Genomic DNA, 18,828 nt, shown 5'->3' on the forward strand with positions numbered 1-18,828 from the left:
TTTACTCGGCAGGCGGCGTGGCGCCCGCGGCTGGGGCCTTTTCGCCCAAGAGCAGCGCGCGCGCAACCAGCAAAACGACGCCGATCGTGATGCACGCATCGGCGACGTTGAAGATCATGAAGGGCTTGAACGCGCCGAAATGGAGGTCGGCATAATCGACGACATAGCCGAGCCGCACGCGGTCGACGATATTGCCGAGCGCGCCGCCAAGAATCAGCGCGAGCGCGATCACGTCGCCCTTCGCTTTCTCGCGCGTCATCCAGACGGCGACGCCGATCGCGACCGCCGCAGTCACCGCGACGAGCGTCCATCGCGTCGTGTCGTTGCATTTTGCGAACATCGACAGCGAGATGCCGCAATTCTCCGCCCAAGTCAGATTGAAGAAGGAGATCAGTTCGATCGACCGGCCGGGCTGGGTCGCGACCGACAGCGGGACGGTGACGACCCACTTCGCGAGCTGATCGAGGATGAAGGCGACCGCCGCGACGAGGAGGCCGAAGCCGAGATGGGGGGAGCGCTGGCGCATCATTCGTCCAATACCGTCTCGCAGCGATTGCACAAGGCGCCGTCGTCGGCGACCTCGGGGAGGTGGCGCCAGCAGCGGCCGCATTTGTGGTCGGTGGTGGGGGTGATCGTCACGGCGTCCCCCTGCATCCGTTCCACGGACGCGGTGATGAACAGTTCGGCGAGGTCGGGCGGCGTGAACCCCGTTGCCAGATGGTCGCCGACGACGACGTTCGCTTCCAGGCTGGACCGCACGATCTTTTCGCGGCGCAGCGGTTCGATCGCTTCGTTCACCTGATTGCGAAGCTGGCGCAATTCTGCCCAGCGTTCCTTCAATTCGTCATTCCCGCGAAAGCGGGAACCCAGGGTGGAGAGGTCGGGAAGGATGGGCCATTCGAGCAGGTGCACGCTGCCCGCCTCAGGATAGCGCGTCCCCCACACCTCTTCGCTGGTGAACACCAGCACCGGCGCGGCGTAGCGCACCAGCGCGTGGAACAGCACGTCGAGCACGCTGCGATAGGCGCGGCGGGTGTCGGTGCCGAGCGGGGCGGCGGGGCCGAGGTCGCAGTAGAGGACGTCCTTGCGGATGTCGAAATAGAAGGCCGACAGATCCTCGTTGCAGAAATCGGCGAGCAGGCGGGTGTATGTGTTGTAGTCGAAATCATCGACCGCCTGCGCCATCTTCGCGTCGAGATCGGCGAGCAGCGAGAGCATATAGCGCTCAAGCTCGGGCATCGCCGAAACGTCGGCGATGCGTTCTTCCTCGGTGAAGCCCTCCAAAGCGCCGAGCAGGTAGCGGAAGCTGTTGCGCAGCTTGCGATACTGGTCGGCGACGCCGGTCAGGATTTCCTTGCCGATGCGGTGATCCTCGGTGAAGTCCACGCTCAGCGCCCACAGGCGGAGGATGTCGGCGCCATAGTCGCGCATCAGGTCGATCGGGCTGATCGTGTTGCCGAGCGACTTCGACATTTTGAAGCCCTTGGCGTCCATGGTGAAGCCGTGGGTCAGCACCGCCTTGTAGGGCGCCTGGCCGCGCGTGCCGCAGCTTTCGAGCAGCGACGACTGGAACCAGCCGCGATGCTGGTCGCTGCCCTCCAGATAGAGGTCGGCGCTGTGGGTCGAGCCGTCGTGGCGGACGAGCGCGGGCCAGCGGCCGCTTTCGAGGACGAAGGCGTGGGTGCAGCCCGAATCGAACCAGACGTCGAGAATGTCGGTGATGCGTTCGTAATCGGCGGCATCGTAGGCGTCGCCGAGATAGTCCTGCGCGCGTTCGTCGGACCAGGCATCGACGCCGGATTCGCGAACTGCCGCGACGATGCGGTCGTTGACTTGCGGATCGTTCAGATATTGCCCGGTCTTGCGATCGACGAACAGCGTGATCGGCACGCCCCACGCGCGCTGGCGGCTGAGCACCCAGTCGGGGCGGCCCTCGACCATCGATCCGATGCGGTTGCGGCCCTTGGCGGGGACGAAGCGCGTGTCGTCGATGGCCTGCATCGCCGCCTGCCGCAGCGTCGGGGCGGCGCAGAGTGCTTCCTCGGCGGGGTTGATCGCGCCGCCTTCGCTTTCCCAGCGCTTTTCGCCGCGCGTCTTGGGCTCGATGTGCGTCATCACCTTGTCCATCGGCACGAACCATTGCGGCGTGCAGCGGAAGATGACCTTGGCCTTCGAGCGCCAGCTATGCGGATAGCTGTGCTTGTAATCGGCGCTGGCGGCGAGCAGGCCGCCCGCATCGCGGAGGTCCGAGCAGATCGGGCCGTCGGGGGCGTTGAACTTGGGGTTGATCACGCTGCCCTGACCGCCGAGCCAGGCCCAGTCGGCGCGATATTTACCGTCGCCCTCGACCGCGAAAACGGGGTCGATGCCGTTCGCCTTGCACAGGTCGAAATCGTCCTCGCCATGGTCGGGCGCCATATGGACGAGCCCGGTGCCGCTGTCGGTGGTGACGAAATCGCCCGCAAGGAAAGGGCGGGGACGGAGGAAGAAGTCAGCAAGCGGAGAGTCGGGGTGGATGGTTGCTGCGCGTGCTTCCCCATCGGCTCCCCCCTGCGTGCTCCCGCGAAGGCGGGAGCCCAGAGCGGGGTCAGCCGATGCCTGCCCTGGGTCCCCGCCTTCGCGGGGACGCACAAGGTTGGCGAGGGGATGGCGGGCGACGGTGCCGGCGAGATCGGAGCCATCGAGAAGCGACCATTCGGCGGCAGGATGATAGACAATATCCGAAGAACCGTCGTCCTCACGCTCAAGTTGCTTACGCCAGCGTTCGAGGAATTGGGTGATCAGCGGTTCAGCGATCAAAACGCGCTTGCCCAAAAACTTCTCAAGCGGGGCATCTTCTTTGAAATCACCGCGCTTGTGCGCATCCAGCCGAAGCTGGACCAAGGCATATTTGATCTCCGGCCCATAAGCCAAGGCCTGATTGACCGGGATCGTCCACGGGGTGGTCGTCCAGATGACGGCATATGCGCCTACGAGTTCCTCGATCGGGCTTTCCGCGATCTCGAACGCCACGTCGATCTGGGTCGAGACGATGTCCTCATATTCGACCTCGGCCTCGGCGAGCGCGGTCTTTTCGACCGGGGACCACATCACCGGCTTGGCGCCGCGATAGAGCATGTCGTTGGCGGCGAATTTGAGCAGCTCGCGGACGATGGTGGCCTCGGCCTCATAATCCATCGTGAGGTACGGATGGTCCCAGTCGCCGCCGATGCCGAGGCGCTTCAATTGCTCGCGCTGGGTGTCGACCCAATGCTGGGCATAGGCGCGGCATTCGGCGCGGAATTCCTCGACCGGAACCTCGTCCTTGTTGAGCTTTTTCTTGCGATATTGCTCCTCGACCTTCCACTCGATGGGGAGGCCGTGGCAGTCCCAGCCGGGAACGTAAGGCGCGTCGCGGCCCTTCAGCGTCTGGGTGCGGACGACCATGTCCTTGAGGATATGGTTGAGCGCGTGGCCGATGTGCATGTCGCCGTTGGCGTAAGGCGGGCCGTCGTGGAGGATGAACTGGTCGCGGCCCTTGCGGGCTTCGCGAATCTGCCCCTCGAGATCGCCTTCGAGCCATTTGGCGAGAATCAGCGGCTCCTTCTGCGGCAGGCCGGCCTTCATCGGAAAGTCGGTCTTGGGCAGGAAGACGGTGTCGCGATAGTCTGGAGCGTCGGTCATGGCCGGGCGCTTAGCGCAGATTTGCGGCGGCGCAAAGGTTCACGCGGAGACGCGGAGACGCGGAGAGAAAGATTCGCGCAGAGGCCGCAGAGAGCGCAGAGGAGAAGAGAAATAGGGCGGCGGAGCCGCCGATCCTCTTTCTGCTCCGCGTCTCCGCGTCTCCGCGTGAACCGAATCTCTGCGCGCTCTGCGGTCTCTGCGCGAATTAAATATGCGCGAGCATCGCTTTCGCCTGGTCGCAATCCGCCGCGATCTGCGTCATCAGCGCGTCCATATCGTCGAATTTCGCTTCCGCGCGGAGGAAGGCGTGGAAGGCGACGTCGATTTCCTGGCCGTAAAGATCGCCCTCGAAGTCGAAGAAATGCGGTTCGAGCAACTCCTTCGGCGGGTCGAAGCTGGGGCGGATGCCGAGGTTCGCGGCGCCTTTCAATAGGCGGCCGTCGGGGAGTTTTCCGGTGACGGCGTAGATGCCGTAGCGCGGGCGCAGGTAATGGCCCATGTCGAGGTTGGCGGTCGGGAAACCGAGCAGGCGGCCGTTCTTGTCGCCGTGCTGGACGATATTGCGCACCGTGAAGGGGCGGGTGAGGAGGCGCGTCGCGGTCGCGCAATCGCCCGCGCGCAGCGCGTCGCGGATGCGGCTCGACGAGACGACTTCCTGCGCGTCGTCGACCGGGGCGACCATTTCGGTGAAGAAGCCGAGGCGGCGGGCATGGTCGGCGAGGGTGACGACATTGCCGCCGCGGCCCTTGCCGAACACGAAATCGGCGCCGGTGACGACCCCCGCGGCGCCGTAGCGGTCCAGCAGCAGTTCGGTGATGAAATCCTCCGCCGTGGTCGCGGCAAGCGTCGCGTCGAAGGGCAGGACGAGCATCGCGTCGGCGCCCGCGGCGGCGAACAGCTCCTGCCGCTGGGCAAGCGTCGTCAGGCGGAAGGGCGGGACGTCGGGCTTGAAGAAACGCACCGGATGCGGGTCGAAGGTCGCGACGATGCACGGCCGCGCATCGTCGGTCGCATGATGGACGGCGCGCCCGACGACCGCCTGATGGCCGGCGTGAAAGCCATCGAAATTGCCGAGCGCGATCACGCCGTCGCGCAGGGCGTCGGGGATGCGGTCGTGGCCGTCGAGGCGGATCATAAATCTGCCTCTTTTCCCACATGTTGAGGGTCCGGCTCGGCGCTAATGTAGCTGCGTGTCCCCGCGAAGGCGGGGACCCAACACCAGCCGGTTCCCACTTGCACCGGCCGGAGATGGGCCCCCCCCATAGCGGGGGGACGTGGCTTTTTAGTGAAATGGAGGTTCGGCGTCATGGGGCAGGCGGCGTCAGCGGCACCAGCCCCGCGCGGAGCACGCGGATCGCGTTGCCGCCCATCGCGGCGCGGATCTCGTCGTCGGTGAAGCCCGCCTCGATCAGCGCCTCGGTCACTTGAACCAGCTTCGAGGTGTCGAAGCGGACGGTGGTGGCGCCGTCGTAATCGCTGCCCAGCGCGACATATTGAATGCCGACGAGATCGCGGACATGCTTCATCGCCCTGGCGACGCTGGCGGGCGAGGTGTCGCAGACCGCGGCGTCCCAATAGCCGATGCCGACCACGCCGCCGGTCGCTGCGACCCCGCGGATTTCGTCGTCGGAGAGGTTGCGGTTGACCTTGCACGTCGCCTGCACCCCGCCGTGGCTGGAGACGACGGGGCGGCGCGCCATCTTCAATATGTCGGCGACGCAGGCGTGGCTGCAATGGGCGACGTCGACGATCATCCCCATCGTCTCCATCCGCCGCACGACCTCGCGGCCGAGCGGGGTGAGACCGCCCTTTTTCAGGCCGTGCATCGACCCGGCGAACTCATTGTCGAAGAAATGGGTGATCCCCGCCATGCGGAATCCGGCGGCGTAAAGCTTGTCGAGATTGTTTATATCGCCTTCGAGGTTGTGAAGCCCTTCGATGCTGAGCATCGCGCCTACGGGCGGACGAGATACGATAACACCACTTTTAGTTTTTGATGTGCCGATCGAACGGGCGAGCAACAATGTATCAATGTCTTTCTGCGCAGCAATCGGCCAAAGCTCCGTTCCCGACTTTTGCGCCGCCCGGTGCAATTTTTCGGCGTGCCAGAGCGAGCGTTCGAGCAGCGAGTTCCACGTCCGCACCGGCTGGAGCTGCGCGATCGCGAGCGCGGTGATAATGTCGGTGTCGCCGCTGTTCGCGTCGTAATTCTGGCCCTTGGGCGCTTTGGTCGTGCTCGACAATATTTGCAGCGCGACATTGCCCTCTTCGAGCCGCGGCAGGTCCATATGGCCGCGGGTTGCGCGGTTCAGGAAATTGCGGCTCCACAGCAGGCTGTCGCTGTGCAGGTCGACGATCGTGAGCGTCTTGTGCAGCGCTTTGGCATGGTCGCTGACGTGCAGCAGCGGCTTGCCGTCGATCTTGTTCGTCCCGCGCTCGATGATGCCCGGCGCGAGAAGGAAGAAAGCGGCCGCTGCGACGAGCAGCAGCGCGAATAGGCCGATCAGCCAGCGACGCATCTTTTTCTCCCCCTAGAGCACAGCTTCGGATTGAACAGTATCGTCATTGCGAACGGCGAAGCCGCGCGGCAATCCAGAGCAGGCGTAAACCGCTCTGGATTGCTTCGCTACGCTCGCAATGACGATACTGATGAGCGCCATCCGATTCATTCTGTCCGGCGCGTGAAGGTGACGAAGCTGTAGGCCGGGCGCCCCTCGCTTGCGGCATGATCCTCGCGCGCTATTTCCTGCCAGTCGGCCGCATCGGGATAGGCGATCGTCGCATCGCCCGCGGGCTCCAGCGCGACTTCGGTCAGTTCGATGCGCGTCGCCAGCGGCAGGAACAGGCGATAGATTTCGGCGCCGCCGATCACCATCACCTGCGGTGCGTTGGCGAGCTTCAGCGCCTCCTCGATGCTCTGCGCAGCCTCCGCGCCCTCGTCCTGCCAATCGGGATCGCGGGTGAGGACGATGTGGCGGCGCCCCTCGAGGATCGCGGGCAGGCTGTCGAAGGTCTTGCGCCCCATGATCATCGGGCGGCCCATGGTAAGCTGCTTGAACCGGCGGAGGTCGGCGGGGAGGTGCCACGGCATCCTGCCGTCGGCGCCGATCACGCCGTTGGCGGCGCGCGCGAGGATCAGCGTGATCTCGGGGCGGCTCATGCCGGAGTGACTCCGCACCATGTGGCATGGCCGAGCTTGCGGCCTTCGCGGACCTCGGTCTTGCTATAATGGTGGACGCGGCAATTTTCGTCGGCGAGCAGCGCGGGAATCTCGCGTATCTGGTCGCCGATCAGGTTGCGCATCACGACCGGCAGCGCGCGAGTCGCGGTGCTGCCGAGCGGCAGGCCGGCGATCGCGCGGATGTGGTTCTCGAACTGGCTCGTCACCGCGCCCTCGATCGTCCAGTGGCCGCTGTTGTGGACGCGCGGCGCCATTTCGTTGAACACCGGCCCCGCATCGGTGGCGAAAAATTCGCCGGTGAGGACGCCGGCATAGTCGAGCGCGTCGGCGACCTTCGCCATCATCGCGCGCGCTTCGTCCTGCTGATCCAGGACGACCGGCGGCGGCGGCAGGCTGGCGGTCGCGAGAATGCCGTCTTCGTGGACGTTGACGGGCGAATCCCAGAAGCGGATTTCGCCGTCGATACCGCGGACGAGGATCACCGAAAATTCGTGCGCGAAGGCGACGAAGCCTTCGAGGATCGCGGCATGGCGACCGATCGTCTCCCACGCGGCATCGGCGTCGGCGGCGCCGGCAAGGCGCGCCTGCCCCTTGCCGTCATAGCCCATGCGCACGGTCTTGAGGATCGCGGGGGCGCCGATCTCCGCCAGCGCCGCATCGAGCGCGGCGCGGTCGGGGACGGCGGCGAAGGGCGCGGTGCGGCCGCCGAGACCGGCGACGAAGCTTTTTTCGGCAAGACGGTCCTGCGCGACCTCCAGCGCCTGCGCGCCGGGATGCACCGCGACATGGCCCGACAGGAAGCGGACGGTGTCGACGGGGACATTCTCGAACTCGAAGGTGACGATATCGCAGGCGGCGGCGAAGGCGGCGAGGCGCGGCTCGTCGTCCCACGCGGCCTGGCTGTGGTGCGCGGTGACTTCGGCGGCGACGCTTTCGGCGTCGGGGGCGTAGATATGGACCTTGTAGCCCAATTGCGCCGCCGCAACCGCGAGCATCCGGCCGAGCTGGCCGCCGCCGAGAATGCCGATGGTCGAACCGGGGGAGAGCACCGGCGTTCAGCCCTCGCGAACGGGGGTGGGGGCGACGCTTTCGCTTTGCGCCGCGCGCCAGGCGTCGAGTTTTTGCGCCAGATCGGTGTTTTCGGTCGCGAGCAGCGCGGCGGCGAACAGACCGGCGTTGGTCGCCCCCGCCTTGCCGATCGCAAAGGTCGCCACCGGAATGCCGCCGGGCATCTGGACGATCGAATAGAGGCTGTCGACGCCGTTCAAGGCCGCCGACTGGACGGGGACACCGAGCACCGGCACGCGCGTCATCGAGGCGACCATGCCGGGCAGATGCGCGGCGCCGCCCGCGCCCGCGATGATCGCCTTCAGCCCGCGCGAGGCCGCGCTTTTCGCATAGTCGATCAGGCGGTCGGGGGTGCGATGCGCGGAGACGATCCGCACCTCGTGCGCGATGCCGAACTCCTCGAGGATATGGACCGCATGGGCCATGGTCGGCCAGTCCGACTGGCTGCCCATGATCACGCCCACCGCTGGGGCTGCATCGCCCATCCGTCACCCTCCTGTCCCGGCCGCCGATCGATGAATCGCCGCCGCACTCCCCCTAGCGGCTGTCCCGCAGCGGGGCAACGCCCGCGCAGCACACCGCATTTCGGGCCGCGCGTTTACCGATTGGTATCCAGTCGCAGCTAACAGATGCAGATGGATAGAGCCGTCGGCAATCCGGCCGGCGGAGATGTGGGTCGCACCGGGGACTGGGAATGGATATCGCAGGGGGGGCACGGATAGCGGTCGACCGGACCGGCTTTGTATCCGTCGACTCCATCGAAGACCAGCTGCGCGAACTGCGCCGCGAACGCGACGGGCTTCGCCGCGAGAACCGCATCCTGAAGATCGCGGTCGCCGAGCTGGAGCGCGTGTCCGAGCGCGATACGCTGACCCCGCTGTTCAACCGCCGCTATTTCCTGACCGCGATCCACCAGCGGCTCGCGCGCTTCGAGCGTCATGCCGAAAGTGCCGCGGTGGTCTTCGTCGACGTCAATCAGCTCAAATATATCAACGACAGCTTCGGCCACGCCGCGGGCGATTTCGCGCTGATGGAAATCGCCAAGCGGCTGGGCGAATCGATTCGCGCGACCGACGTCGCGGCGCGGATCGGCGGCGACGAGTTCGGGCTGATCCTCGACCAGTCGAGCGAGGAAGGCGCGCGCGTCCAGGTCAACCGGCTGCGCCATGTGCTGAGCGCGACCCCGGCGCTCTACGATGGGCACGATATCGCGCTGTCGGCCTGTTTCGGGGTCGCGATGCTGTGCGCCGGGGCGACCGAGTCCGAGATATTGGCGGCTGCCGACCGCGACATGTATCGCTGCAAGCAGGCGCAGGCCGCCGATTCGCCGGTGCGCCACCGCTAACCGCGTCTTAACCATATGCGCGCATCGTCCCCGCAGGGACAGGGGGCGAATATGGCGATCCAGACCGATCCATTCCAGGACATCCAGAACCGCATCAGCGGGCAGATCGGGGCGCTTGCCGAAGCGCTGCCGCATATCGCGCTGGGGCAGATCGTGCAGGGCATCGACGACATCCGATGCCTGGCGCGCGACCATGGCTTCGGCGCAGTCGAGACGCTGGCGAGCCGGCTCGAATCGGCGGTCGCGGGCGGCGGCTATCGCGCCGCGATCCTGACCTATCTCGACGCGATGAGCGACGCGGTCGCGGCGCCGCGCGGGCCGCTGCCCAGCGGCGCGCAGGAAGCGTGGCTGGCGTCGGTCGCGATGCGATTGGGGCATTGACGCCGCGGCGCCGAGGCCGCAGGCCGCTGTCATGGATGCCATCATGCTCGCCCTTGTCGCGGTGGCGCTCGCCAATGCCGACGGGCGCACAGGGCTTTTCCTCGCTCATCTGCTGAGCGTGCGGCCTGATCGCCGCGCCACGGTGATCGTGGTGTTCGGCGCTTTCCTGATTCACGCGCTGGTCGCGGCGTTCGCGGGATCGGTTGCCAACCGGATGATCGGGCAGGGCGTCGCCCAGCTGCTGGTCGCGGCGGCGATGCTGTCGGCGGCGGTCGCGCTGCTGTGGCGCGCGGCTCCGCTGGCCGACGCGGGGGCCGAGGCGGCGTCGCCGGCGATGCTGGCGGGGCGGATGCTGGCGCTTCAGTTCGGCGACCGCAGCCATTTCCTGATCGGCGCGCTTGCGGCGACGAGCGGCGCGGGGCTGTGGGCGGCGGCGGGGGGGATGATCGGCTGGGTGCTGGCGATGCTGCCCTTCCTCGCCTTTGGCGCGGCGATCGCCGGGCGGCGCGGGGCGCGCTTCGTCCGCTGGGGAAGCGCGGCGGTTCTGGCGCTGTGGGGCGTGCGGATCGCGATGGGCGCCTTTGGCCTGTAAGAGCCGATCGATATTTCGGGTTTCATCGTTTTTATCGATGATAGCGACCAAATGCTTCCATGGGCCTTTTCGGCGCGTTTGGCCTATCTAGAGGCCAACAACAGAAAGGATTCTCCCATGTCCGACAAGAAGAACCAGCCCGCGGTCGCCGATGCGCTCAACGCGCTGCTCGCCGACAGCTTCGCGCTTTATCTCAAGACGAAGAATTATCACTGGCATGTGCAGGGGCCGCGCTTTCGCGAGCTGCACCTGCTGTTCGACGAGCAGGCGGCGCAGATTCTCGCGACGACCGACCTGATCGCCGAGCGCGTGCGCAAGAATGGCGCGCCGACGCTGCGCTCGATCGGCGACGTGTCGCGGCGCCAGTCGATCAAGGACGACGATGCGGCCTCGGTTGAGCCCGATGCGATGATCAAGGCGCTGGCCGCGGACAACCGGACCTTGCTCGGCCAGCTCAAGGAGACCAAGGCGGCGGCCGAATCGGACGGCGACATCGCGACGAGCGGGCTGGTCGACGGCTGGGCCGACGAGACGCAGCAGCGGATCTGGTTCCTCGAGGCGACCTTGGGGTATTGAGGATTCCCCTCCCTGAAAGGGAGGGGTTAGGGGTGGGTCGCCGCAGGCGTTCTTGATGGGCGCATACCCACCCCGCTGCGCCTAGGGAGCAAGCTCCCAAGTCTCCGCACCCCTCCCTTGCAGGGAGGGGCCAACAAAAAGGGCGCCCGCGGGCGCCCTTTCCGTTTTTCAGCGAAGCGTGCCGCTCATTCGGGCTGCAGGTTCACCGCCGCGAACTTGCCGCGATCGTCGACCTCGATGTCGAAGGCGACGCGGTCGCCCTCGTTGAGGCCGGCCATGCCGGCGCGCTGCACCGCGCTGATGTGGACGAAGGCGTCGGCCTGTCCGTCGTCGCGCGCGATGAAGCCGAAGCCCTTCGTCGTGTTGAAGAACTTGACCGTGCCCGAGGTGCGTTCGCCGGTCAGCTGGCGCCGGCCGCGGGCGCCGCCGGGGGCCGGACGGTCGTCGCGGCGCGGTGCGAATTCCTCGATCGGCATCGGTTCGCCCTCGATCTTGAGATCGATGGCCGACACCTTGCCGTTGCGTTCGACGAGCGTGAAGCCGAGCGGCTGGCCCGAGGCGAGGCCCTGGAGGCCCGCCTGCTCGACCGCGCTGATGTGGACGAAGACGTCTTCGCCGCCGTCATCGCGCGCGACGAAACCGAAGCCCTTCGACGGGTTGAAGAATTTCACCGTGCCCTGGCCCTCGCCGACGACCTGCGCCGGCATGCCGCCGCCGCGTCCGCCGCCGAAGCCACCGCGATCGCCGCCGCCGAAGCCGCCGCCCCGATCACCGCCGCCGAAACCGCCGCGGTCGCCGAAGCCGCCGCCGCGATTGCCGCCGCCATAGCTGTCGCCGCCATAGGGTGCGGGTTCAAAGCTGTCGAAATTGCCGAAATCATCGCGCTTGCCGCGTCCCCGCTGGCCGCGGCGATCCTTGTTGAAACTCATAGTCTGTTAGTCGCTTTCGGTCGTCCACACCCCATTGAACCGGCTCCTTGCGCCGGACGGGGACGCAGTTCACCATGGGCACAGACTCGCCCCGTGCCGCCAAGAACGCAAGATATAACCTAATTATCCACAGTCTGCGAACAGAAAATTCATGGCAGCGATAGGCAATTTTGCTGGCTTTGCGGGGAGTGGAGCCGCTTGCGGTCTTGCCCGCGAAACCAGCCATTGAGCGGCGCGGCGCCTTCGCCTAAGGCAGGCCCATGACCGTATATTTTCACGAAGAAGACCTGCCCGAGGGCGCGCTGGGTCCCGGCGCGGTCGCGGTGGACACCGAGACCATGGGCCTCAATCCGCTGCGCGACCGATTGTGCGTCGTCCAGATCAGCGACGGATCGGGCGACGAGCATCTCGTCCGCTTCAAGCCCGGCAGCAGCTATGACGCGCCGGTGCTGAAGGCGATCTTCACCGACCCGAACCGGTTGAAAATATTCCATTTCGGCCGCTTCGACATCGCCGCGATCCAGCACGCGCTGGGGGTAGTGACGGCGCCCGTCTATTGCACCAAGATCGCCTCGAAACTGATCCGCACCTATACCGACCGCCACGGCCTCAAGGAACTGGTGCGCGAACTGCTCGGCCAGGACGTGTCGAAGCAGCAGCAGTCGAGCGACTGGGGCGCGGCGGAACTTTCGGACGCGCAGCGCGATTATGCGGCGAGCGACGTGCGCTTCCTCCATGCGATGAAGGAGGTGCTCGACGCCCGGCTCGCGCGCGAGGGGCGCACCGGATTGGCGCAGGCGTGCTTCGATTTCCTGCCGACCCGGGCGGCGCTCGACCTCGCGGGCTGGCCCGAAACTGATATTTTCGCGCACACCTGAAAAGCGATTCGCAAAAAAGACCATGTCCGAACGCGCCGACCATGACCGCACGATGCGCCGCCTGTGGGCCGCGAAAGGGTCGAGCCACGACCGCGTCGTGCGCAGCCTGCGCTATGGCCTGCCGCTGATCATCGGGGTGATCGCCGCGGTGCTCGTCTTCTCGCCCTTCACCCAGCGCACCGAGATCAGCTTCCTCCTCGCCAAGGACAAGGTCGACATGGCGAGCGAGCGGATGAAGGTGACGCGCGCCGAATATCGCGGCCAGGATTCGAAGGGCCAGCCCTTCGCGCTGCTCGCGGGGAGCGCGGTGCAGAAGAGCTCGGCCGAGCCGATCGTGCGGATGCAGGAGCTTTCGGGTGCGATTCGCCTGAAGGACGGCCCCGCGACGATCGCCGCCGCCGAGGGGCAATATGATATGGATACCGAGAAGGTGTCGGTGCCCGGCACGGTCAAGGTGCGCAGCGCCGACGGCTATGCGATCGACGCGAGCAATGTCGCGATCGACCTCAAAGCACGCAGCCTCACGGGCACCGGCGGCGTCGACGGCACGTTGAACATCGGCCGGTTTTCGGCCAACCAGCTTGTCGCCGACCTCGACAGCCGCGTCGTGCGCCTGTCGGGCAATGCCAAGCTTCGGATCAACCAGGGAGCGCTGAAGAAATGAAGGGGCTTTGGACGATGAAGAGCGCCATGCTCGCGGGCGCGGGTTTCGCGCTCACCAGCTTGGGCATCCTCGCGACCGGCGGCGGCGCCCCGGCGCAGGCGCAGGCGCTCGCCAACCACAACAGCAACGCCCCGGTCGATTTCGACGCGGGCAGCATCGAGGTGCAGGACCGCGCCGACCGCGTCGTGCTGGCGGGCGGGGTGACGGTGACGCAGGCCGGCCTCACGGTGAAGGCGCCGCGGATGACCGTCGCCTACACCCGCTCGGGCGGCACCGACGTCAACCGGCTCGACGCGACCGGCGGGGTGACGGTGAACAAGGGCGACGAGACCGCGAAGGGCAATGTCGCCATCTATGACCTCGACAAAAGGCTGATCACGATGGTCGGCAACGTCCAGCTCAACCAGGGCGGCAATCACCTGAGCGGCGGACGGCTGGTGATCGACCTCAACAGCGGCCGCGCGACGGTCGACGGGCGCGGCGCGGCGCGCGGCCCCGACGGCAATCCGATCACCGGCGGCACCAACGGACGCGTCACCGGCACCTTTTCGGTTCCGCAAAAGAAGCAGTAACCTTACATCTTAATCCTTGCGCAAGCGCCTGCGCGTGAGGATGGCTGCGGGGGCTTTGCGGCGCTGGGGGCGGCCGCGTCAGCAAGGTGTGCCCTTGATGCGATATTCCCCTTTCCTTCCTGTCCGCCGTCCGCTGTTCGGCCGCCGCAAACCCGCCGATGCCGGGATCGAACCCACCGAACCGACGAGCGAGGAACGGCGGCTGATCGACCGCATCATCCGCCATGCGGGGGTGTCGAAACCGCGCTGAGCGGCTCTTTCCAACTTTCGTCATTCCCGCGAAAGCGGGAACCCAGAGTGTGCGCCGGCTGACCCCACCCTGGGTCCCCGCTTTCGCGGGGATGACAAAGTTAGGAGAGGCCGGGCGTCCGCAATCGGTCGCTGGCAGACAAGGACCGCTTGGCCTCCGCACTCGCGCACCTTACATGGGCTCCTCATGCCGCCCGATACCGCACTCTCCACCGACAAGCGCAGCGAACCGCCGATCCTGGCGACGCTCAAGCGTTTTCTGCCCTATCTGTGGCCCGCAGGACAGACGGGGCACAAGGCGCGGATCGTCCTTGCCGCGCTGATCGTGCTCGCGTCGAAGGGCGTGCAGATCTCGATGGGCTTTCTCTATGGCGCCGCGATCGACCGGATGGCGCCGGGGATGGAGGCCGGGGTCGCGCTCGCGATCGGGCTGGTCGTCGCCTATGCCGGCGCGCGCTTTGCCGGGGTGCTGTTCGACAATCTCCGCAACGTGGTGTTCGAGCGGGTCGGGCAGGATGCGACGCGCGAACTCGCGATCGCGACCTTCGCCCACCTCCATGCGCTGAGCCTGCGTTTCCACCTCGCGCGGCGGACCGGCGAGGTGACCAAGGTGATCGAGCGCGGGACCAAGAGCATCGACACGATGCTCTATTTCCTGCTGTTCAACATCGCGCCGACGCTGATCGAACTGGTCGCGGTGCTCGCGATCTTCTGGACCAAATTCAGTCTGGGGCTTGCGGGCGCGACCGCGCTGATGGTCGTCGTCTATATCGGTTTCACGCGGCGAGTGACCGACTGGCGCACCGCGCTGCGCACCCGCATGAACGACCTCGACACGCTGACCGTCGGGCGCAGCGTCGACAGCCTGCTCAATTACGAGACGGTCAAATATTTCGGCGCCGAGGAGCGCGAGACGGCGCGCTATCGCGACGTCGCCGATCAATATGCGCGCGCCGCGGTGACGAGCGAGAACAGCCTCGCCTGGCTCAATGTCGGGCAGAGCCTGATCACGAACAGCGCGATGGCGGGGGCGATGGCCTATACGGTGTGGGGCTGGTCGAAGGGGCAGTTCGCGGTCGGCGACGTGGTGCTGGTGAACACGCTGCTCGCGCAGCTCTTCCGCCCGCTCGACCTGCTCGGCATGGTCTATCGCACCATCCGCCAGGGGCTGATCGACATGGAGGCGATGTTCCGCCTGATCGACACGCCGCCGGAGATACAAGATGCGCCCGACGCCTGGCCGCTGGTCGTGACCGGCGGTGCGGTGACATTCGAGAATGTCGTCTTCGGTTACGAATCCGACCGGACGATCCTGAACGGCGTCAGCTTCGCGGTCGGCGCGGGCGAGACGCTGGCGATCGTCGGACCGTCGGGCGCGGGCAAGTCGACGATCGCGCGGTTGCTCTATCGCTTCTACGATCCGCAGGGCGGGCGCGTGACGATCGACGGGCAGGACATCAAGGCGGTGACCCAGAAGAGCCTGCGCGCCGAGATCGGCATCGTCCCGCAGGACACGGTGCTGTTCAACGATTCGATCGGCTATAACATCGCCTATGGCCGTGCCGATGCGAGCGCCGCCGAAATCGCGGCGGCGGCGGAGGGTGCGGCGATCGACGGCTTCATCGCGATGCTGCCGCAAGGCTATGAGACCGAGGTCGGCGAGCGCGGGCTGAAGTTGTCGGGCGGCGAGAAGCAGCGGGTGGCGATCGCGCGCACCCTGCTCAAGAATCCGCCGATCCTGATCCTCGACGAAGCGACGAGCGCGCTCGACAGCCGCACCGAAGCGGCGATCCAGGACACGCTCGACGGTATCGCGCGCCGCCGCACGACGCTGGTCATCGCGCACCGGCTGTCGACGGTGACGGGCGCCGACCGCATCGTCGTGCTCGATCGCGGACGCGTGGCCGAGACGGGAACGCACGACCAGCTTCTGGCGATGCGCGGGCTTTACGCCGACATGTGGGCGCGGCAGCAGGCGGAGAAGGAAGAGGGGACGGTTTAGGGGGGGACTGCTTACGACCGATTGCGGACGCTCGGATTCTGGTGTCAGTCTGTCTCTGTCCAGATTCGGCGAGTGGTGATCGGATGAACTTGAATCCCTGTTCGGCTCGAAGCCTATCGCTGTTGCTAGGCAGCTTGGCTGTAGCTTCGTGTGTTGCCAGTCCAACCACGGCGGAACGCAATCCGGCCGCGGTATCGTTACGCTCGCCCTTGCTTGCTCCCGAATGGGGATGGCGCTGCTACGGACGGTTCGACATTGAAGGCCGCCGTGTCACGATTTGGCGCGATTTCGATGTTTCTGGCAAACTAAACCCATACCAAATTCAGACCTTTGAACATGAGCCTAATGGCACCTATTGGACCATAGATCCACGTCCAGAGGGGCCTCCGAAGGGAGAGCCGATATCTTGGGATACAGGGCGCAGCGAAGCAGAGGTCTTGCGGAATGGCCCTGACTACGTGCACATCAATTATCCTTGGCACACTGAGGTCGTCGGCCCTGTGCACGCCTATTTTTGGGGCGATGGAACCTATGTGGGCGCTGAGCGGCTGTACAGCGCAGGGCAAGTGCGACGCTCCACCGAACGCGACGGGAAGATGGGTGGTCTTAGCGGAGGCCTATCGAAGGGGCCCATTCTGCGAGCACTGTACGGATCGGAGGCTTGGGCGTACAAAGTCACCGATGCAACCGGGAAGGAACTGACATCCGGCGTCTTTCATCCCCCCGATCTCGCCCGCGCCATCGCTGCATATCGATTTGCCCGCGCTGAAATCGAGAAACTGGATACGGAATTTCGCACGGATTTTGAAACGCGCACGCTCGGCTCGACAACTTGTAGCGCGCACGCAGACCCAGCGGATGGGATCTGACCGGCCCTAACGGGAATGACGAATGTCCGCTTTCCACCCCGAAGCGGCCTTTGCATTCCGCACCGAGCTCCAATCGCAACAAAATCACTTGAGTTGCTTGACCGCGCGCCTTCGCGCCCTTTACGCTGCCCTATGCCGCATGACACCACCCTGATCGGTACCGTGGTCGCCGGGCTCGGCGTCGCCTTTCTGATGGGCGCGCTCGCGCATAAGCTGCGCATTTCGCCGATCGCGGGCTATCTGCTCGCGGGGGTGATGGTCGGGCCGTTCACGCCGGGGATCGTCGCCGATACCGGGCTTGCGCTCCAGCTTGCCGAGATCGGGGTGATCCTGCTGATGTTCGGGGTCGGGCTGCATTTCTCGCTCAAGGACCTCTTGTCGGTGCGGCGGATCGCGGTGCCGGGGGCGATCGTGCAGATCGCGGTGGCGACCGCGCTTGGCGTCATGCTGGGGCTGTGGCTCGGCTGGCCCTTCGCGGGCAGCCTGATCTTCGGGCTCGCGCTGTCGGTCGCGAGCACGGTGGTGTTGCTGCGCGCGCTGCAGGCGCGCGACATGGTCGAGACCGAGAAGGGGCGCATCGCGGTCGGCTGGCTGATCGTCGAGGACCTCGCCATGGTGCTCGCGCTGGTGCTGTTGCCCGCGATGTTCGGGGCGCGCGGCGACGAAGCTGGTGCCGGGGCGAACGGCGCGGGGCTGCTCCAGTCGGCGGGAATCGTGCTGGTCAAGGTCGTCGGCTTCGTCGCTTTCATGCTCGTCGTCGCGCGGCGCATTTTGCCCGCGGTGCTGCACTGGGTCGCGCATTCGGGGTCGCGCGAGTTGTTCCGCCTTGCGGTGCTGGCGATCGCGCTGGGGGTCGCGTTCGGCGCGGCGGTGGTGTTCGACGTGAGCTTCGCGCTCGGCGCCTTCTTTGCCGGGATGATCCTGGGGGAGACGCAACTCAGCCGCCGCGCGGCGGAGGAGACGCTGCCGCTGCGCGACGCCTTCGCGGTGCTGTTCTTCGTCTCGGTGGGGATGCTCTTCGATCCCAAGGTGCTGGTCGAGCAGCCGCTACCGCTGATCGCGACGGTGGCGATCATCGTCTTCGGCAAATCCTTCGCCGCCTATGCGATCGTCCGCGCCTTCGGCCATCCGAACCAGACCGCGATGACGATCGCGGTCAGTCTGGCGCAGATCGGCGAATTCTCGTTCATCCTCGCCGGGCTCGGCGTCGGGTTGAAAGTGATGCCGCCCGAGGCGCGCGACCTGATCCTGGCGGGATCGATCCTGTCGATCCTGTTCAACCCGATCCTCTTCACGCTGATGGTCCGGCGCATCCGCGCCGAGGAAGCGCCCGAGGCCGAGGCTGGGCCCGAAGCGAGCGAAGCGCCGGCGGGCACCGGACTGGTGCTGATCGGCTATGGGCGCGTCGGCAGCCATATCGGCAGCCTGATCTGCGGGCGCGGCGCGGGGCTGGTGGTGATCGAGGACCAGAAGGACATGGCCGCCGCCGCCGAGGCGGCGGGAGCGACGGTGATCGTCGGCGACGCGACCAAGGAAAGCGTGCTGCGCAAGGCGGGGCTCGATACGGCGCGGACCTTGCTCGTCGCGATTCCCGAGGGGGCCGAGGCAGGGGCGATCGTGCGGCGGGCGCGGGAAATCAATCCGAAGCTCGTCATCGTCGCGCGCGCGCATTCGGACGAGGAGGTCGATGATCTGGTGCGGCGCGGCGCCGACCATGTCGTGATGGCCGAACGCGAGACCGCGGCGCGGATGGCCGAGCGGGCGATGTTGGCGGGGGCGTAACTCGCCTCCATTCCCAAAACTTTGTCATCCCCGCGAAAGCGGGGACCCAGGGCGGGGTCAGCCGACGCAGGCCCTGG

19 protein-coding genes are annotated in these 18,828 nt (G+C 66.3%); 11 read left to right on the top strand and 8 right to left on the bottom strand.

The window, feature by feature from the left end; all coding sequences use genetic code 11:
• Position 1: 1 nt before the first annotated feature.
• From lspA to purE, 7 genes are all read right to left on the bottom strand, one after another.
• On the bottom strand, positions 2-529 hold the full coding sequence (gene lspA / locus OJI97_RS10890; protein WP_297663402.1) for a signal peptidase II: 528 nt from the start codon (positions 527-529) through the stop codon (positions 2-4).
• Entirely contained in the window at positions 526-3,663 is a 3,138-nt protein-coding gene (locus tag OJI97_RS10895; RefSeq protein ID WP_297663404.1) for an isoleucine--tRNA ligase, read from the bottom strand. The genes lspA and OJI97_RS10895 overlap by 4 nt, the downstream gene beginning before the upstream one ends.
• Before the next feature lie 205 nt (positions 3,664-3,868).
• Positions 3,869-4,798 (bottom strand): bifunctional riboflavin kinase/FAD synthetase, encoded by a 930-nt coding sequence (locus OJI97_RS10900; RefSeq protein ID WP_297663406.1) that lies wholly within the window; start codon positions 4,796-4,798, stop codon positions 3,869-3,871.
• A 169-nt stretch (positions 4,799-4,967) separates the two neighbouring features.
• Positions 4,968-6,182, bottom strand: coding sequence for a dipeptidase (locus OJI97_RS10905; RefSeq protein ID WP_297663407.1), 1,215 nt, complete (start codon positions 6,180-6,182; stop codon positions 4,968-4,970).
• A 146-nt stretch (positions 6,183-6,328) separates the two neighbouring features.
• The gene (locus OJI97_RS10910; protein WP_297663408.1) at positions 6,329-6,823 is read right to left on the bottom strand and encodes a dihydrofolate reductase; all 495 of its coding nucleotides are present in this window, start codon (positions 6,821-6,823) and stop codon (positions 6,329-6,331) included.
• Entirely contained in the window at positions 6,820-7,893 is a 1,074-nt protein-coding gene (locus OJI97_RS10915; protein WP_297663409.1) for a 5-(carboxyamino)imidazole ribonucleotide synthase, read from the bottom strand. Before OJI97_RS10915 ends, OJI97_RS10910 begins: the two co-directional genes overlap by 4 nt.
• 6 nt (positions 7,894-7,899) lie before the next feature.
• Entirely contained in the window at positions 7,900-8,397 is a 498-nt protein-coding gene (gene purE / locus OJI97_RS10920) for a 5-(carboxyamino)imidazole ribonucleotide mutase (RefSeq protein ID WP_297663411.1), read from the bottom strand.
• Between the two features lie 209 nt (positions 8,398-8,606).
• On the opposite strand from purE, the gene OJI97_RS10925 reads away from it, so the two are divergent.
• The 4 genes from OJI97_RS10925 to OJI97_RS10940 all read left to right on the top strand — a co-directional run bounded on the left by OJI97_RS10925 (position 8,607) and on the right by OJI97_RS10940 (position 10,806).
• Positions 8,607-9,257 (top strand): GGDEF domain-containing protein, encoded by a 651-nt coding sequence (locus OJI97_RS10925; RefSeq protein WP_297663413.1) that lies wholly within the window; start codon positions 8,607-8,609, stop codon positions 9,255-9,257.
• A 51-nt stretch (positions 9,258-9,308) separates the two neighbouring features.
• A complete protein-coding gene (locus OJI97_RS10930; RefSeq protein ID WP_297663415.1) occupies positions 9,309-9,638 on the top strand; it encodes a hypothetical protein in 330 nt (109 codons plus the stop codon).
• 31 nt (positions 9,639-9,669) lie between these two features.
• Positions 9,670-10,230, top strand: a complete 561-nt coding sequence (locus OJI97_RS10935) for a hypothetical protein (RefSeq protein ID WP_297663417.1) — start codon at positions 9,670-9,672, stop codon at positions 10,228-10,230.
• Positions 10,231-10,347: 117 nt separating this feature from the next.
• Positions 10,348-10,806 carry a DNA starvation/stationary phase protection protein gene (locus OJI97_RS10940; protein ID WP_297663418.1) on the top strand — a complete coding sequence of 153 codons (459 nt, stop codon included), beginning with the start codon at positions 10,348-10,350 and terminating at the stop codon, positions 10,804-10,806.
• Positions 10,807-10,991: 185 nt separating this feature from the next.
• On the opposite strand, the gene OJI97_RS10945 is transcribed toward OJI97_RS10940, so the two are convergent.
• Positions 10,992-11,735, bottom strand: coding sequence for a cold-shock protein (locus OJI97_RS10945; protein ID WP_297663420.1), 744 nt, complete (start codon positions 11,733-11,735; stop codon positions 10,992-10,994).
• A gap of 260 nt (positions 11,736-11,995) precedes the next feature.
• On the opposite strand from OJI97_RS10945, the gene OJI97_RS10950 reads away from it, so the two are divergent.
• From OJI97_RS10950 to ybaL, 7 genes are all read left to right on the top strand, one after another.
• Positions 11,996-12,613: a ribonuclease H-like domain-containing protein gene (locus OJI97_RS10950; RefSeq protein WP_297663421.1), complete on the top strand. Its 618-nt coding sequence runs from the start codon at positions 11,996-11,998 to the stop codon at positions 12,611-12,613.
• Between the two features lie 22 nt (positions 12,614-12,635).
• Entirely contained in the window at positions 12,636-13,277 is a 642-nt protein-coding gene (gene lptC / locus OJI97_RS10955) for an LPS export ABC transporter periplasmic protein LptC (RefSeq protein WP_297663422.1), read from the top strand.
• Entirely contained in the window at positions 13,274-13,849 is a 576-nt protein-coding gene (locus tag OJI97_RS10960) for an LptA/OstA family protein (RefSeq protein ID WP_297663423.1), read from the top strand. Before lptC ends, OJI97_RS10960 begins: the two co-directional genes overlap by 4 nt.
• Positions 13,850-13,946: 97 nt before the next feature.
• Positions 13,947-14,099 carry a hypothetical protein gene (locus OJI97_RS10965; protein WP_297663424.1) on the top strand — a complete coding sequence of 51 codons (153 nt, stop codon included), beginning with the start codon at positions 13,947-13,949 and terminating at the stop codon, positions 14,097-14,099.
• A 186-nt stretch (positions 14,100-14,285) separates the two neighbouring features.
• Positions 14,286-16,100 (top strand): ABC transporter ATP-binding protein/permease, encoded by a 1,815-nt coding sequence (locus OJI97_RS10970; RefSeq protein ID WP_297663426.1) that lies wholly within the window; start codon positions 14,286-14,288, stop codon positions 16,098-16,100.
• Between the two features lie 458 nt (positions 16,101-16,558).
• Positions 16,559-16,969 (top strand): hypothetical protein, encoded by a 411-nt coding sequence (locus tag OJI97_RS10975; RefSeq protein ID WP_297663428.1) that lies wholly within the window; start codon positions 16,559-16,561, stop codon positions 16,967-16,969.
• 132 nt (positions 16,970-17,101) lie between these two features.
• The gene (ybaL, locus tag OJI97_RS10980) at positions 17,102-18,751 is read left to right on the top strand and encodes a YbaL family putative K(+) efflux transporter (protein ID WP_297663429.1); all 1,650 of its coding nucleotides are present in this window, start codon (positions 17,102-17,104) and stop codon (positions 18,749-18,751) included.
• Positions 18,752-18,828 lie beyond the last annotated feature (77 nt).

It is taken from the genome of Sphingopyxis sp., from assembly GCF_025869345.1.
Lineage (GTDB): Bacteria > Pseudomonadota > Alphaproteobacteria > Sphingomonadales > Sphingomonadaceae > Sphingopyxis.

Coding starts and splice junctions, on each gene's coding strand:
- ybaL (WP_297663429.1), top strand. CDS start 17,102: ATGCCGCATGACACCACCCTGATCGGTACCGTGGTCGCCGGGCTCGGC.
- lspA (WP_297663402.1), bottom strand. CDS start 529: ATGATGCGCCAGCGCTCCCCCCATCTCGGCTTCGGCCTCCTCGTCGCG.
- purE (WP_297663411.1), bottom strand. CDS start 8,397: ATGGGCGATGCAGCCCCAGCGGTGGGCGTGATCATGGGCAGCCAGTCG.
- OJI97_RS10945 (WP_297663420.1), bottom strand. CDS start 11,735: ATGAGTTTCAACAAGGATCGCCGCGGCCAGCGGGGACGCGGCAAGCGC.
- OJI97_RS10905 (WP_297663407.1), bottom strand. CDS start 6,182: ATGCGTCGCTGGCTGATCGGCCTATTCGCGCTGCTGCTCGTCGCAGCG.
- OJI97_RS10895 (WP_297663404.1), bottom strand. CDS start 3,663: ATGACCGACGCTCCAGACTATCGCGACACCGTCTTCCTGCCCAAGACC.
- OJI97_RS10910 (WP_297663408.1), bottom strand. CDS start 6,823: ATGAGCCGCCCCGAGATCACGCTGATCCTCGCGCGCGCCGCCAACGGC.
- OJI97_RS10925 (WP_297663413.1), top strand. CDS start 8,607: ATGGATATCGCAGGGGGGGCACGGATAGCGGTCGACCGGACCGGCTTT.
- OJI97_RS10900 (WP_297663406.1), bottom strand. CDS start 4,798: ATGATCCGCCTCGACGGCCACGACCGCATCCCCGACGCCCTGCGCGAC.
- lptC (WP_297663422.1), top strand. CDS start 12,636: ATGTCCGAACGCGCCGACCATGACCGCACGATGCGCCGCCTGTGGGCC.
- OJI97_RS10970 (WP_297663426.1), top strand. CDS start 14,286: ATGCCGCCCGATACCGCACTCTCCACCGACAAGCGCAGCGAACCGCCG.
- OJI97_RS10935 (WP_297663417.1), top strand. CDS start 9,670: ATGGATGCCATCATGCTCGCCCTTGTCGCGGTGGCGCTCGCCAATGCC.
- OJI97_RS10940 (WP_297663418.1), top strand. CDS start 10,348: ATGTCCGACAAGAAGAACCAGCCCGCGGTCGCCGATGCGCTCAACGCG.
- OJI97_RS10950 (WP_297663421.1), top strand. CDS start 11,996: ATGACCGTATATTTTCACGAAGAAGACCTGCCCGAGGGCGCGCTGGGT.
- OJI97_RS10965 (WP_297663424.1), top strand. CDS start 13,947: ATGCGATATTCCCCTTTCCTTCCTGTCCGCCGTCCGCTGTTCGGCCGC.
- OJI97_RS10930 (WP_297663415.1), top strand. CDS start 9,309: ATGGCGATCCAGACCGATCCATTCCAGGACATCCAGAACCGCATCAGC.
- OJI97_RS10960 (WP_297663423.1), top strand. CDS start 13,274: ATGAAGGGGCTTTGGACGATGAAGAGCGCCATGCTCGCGGGCGCGGGT.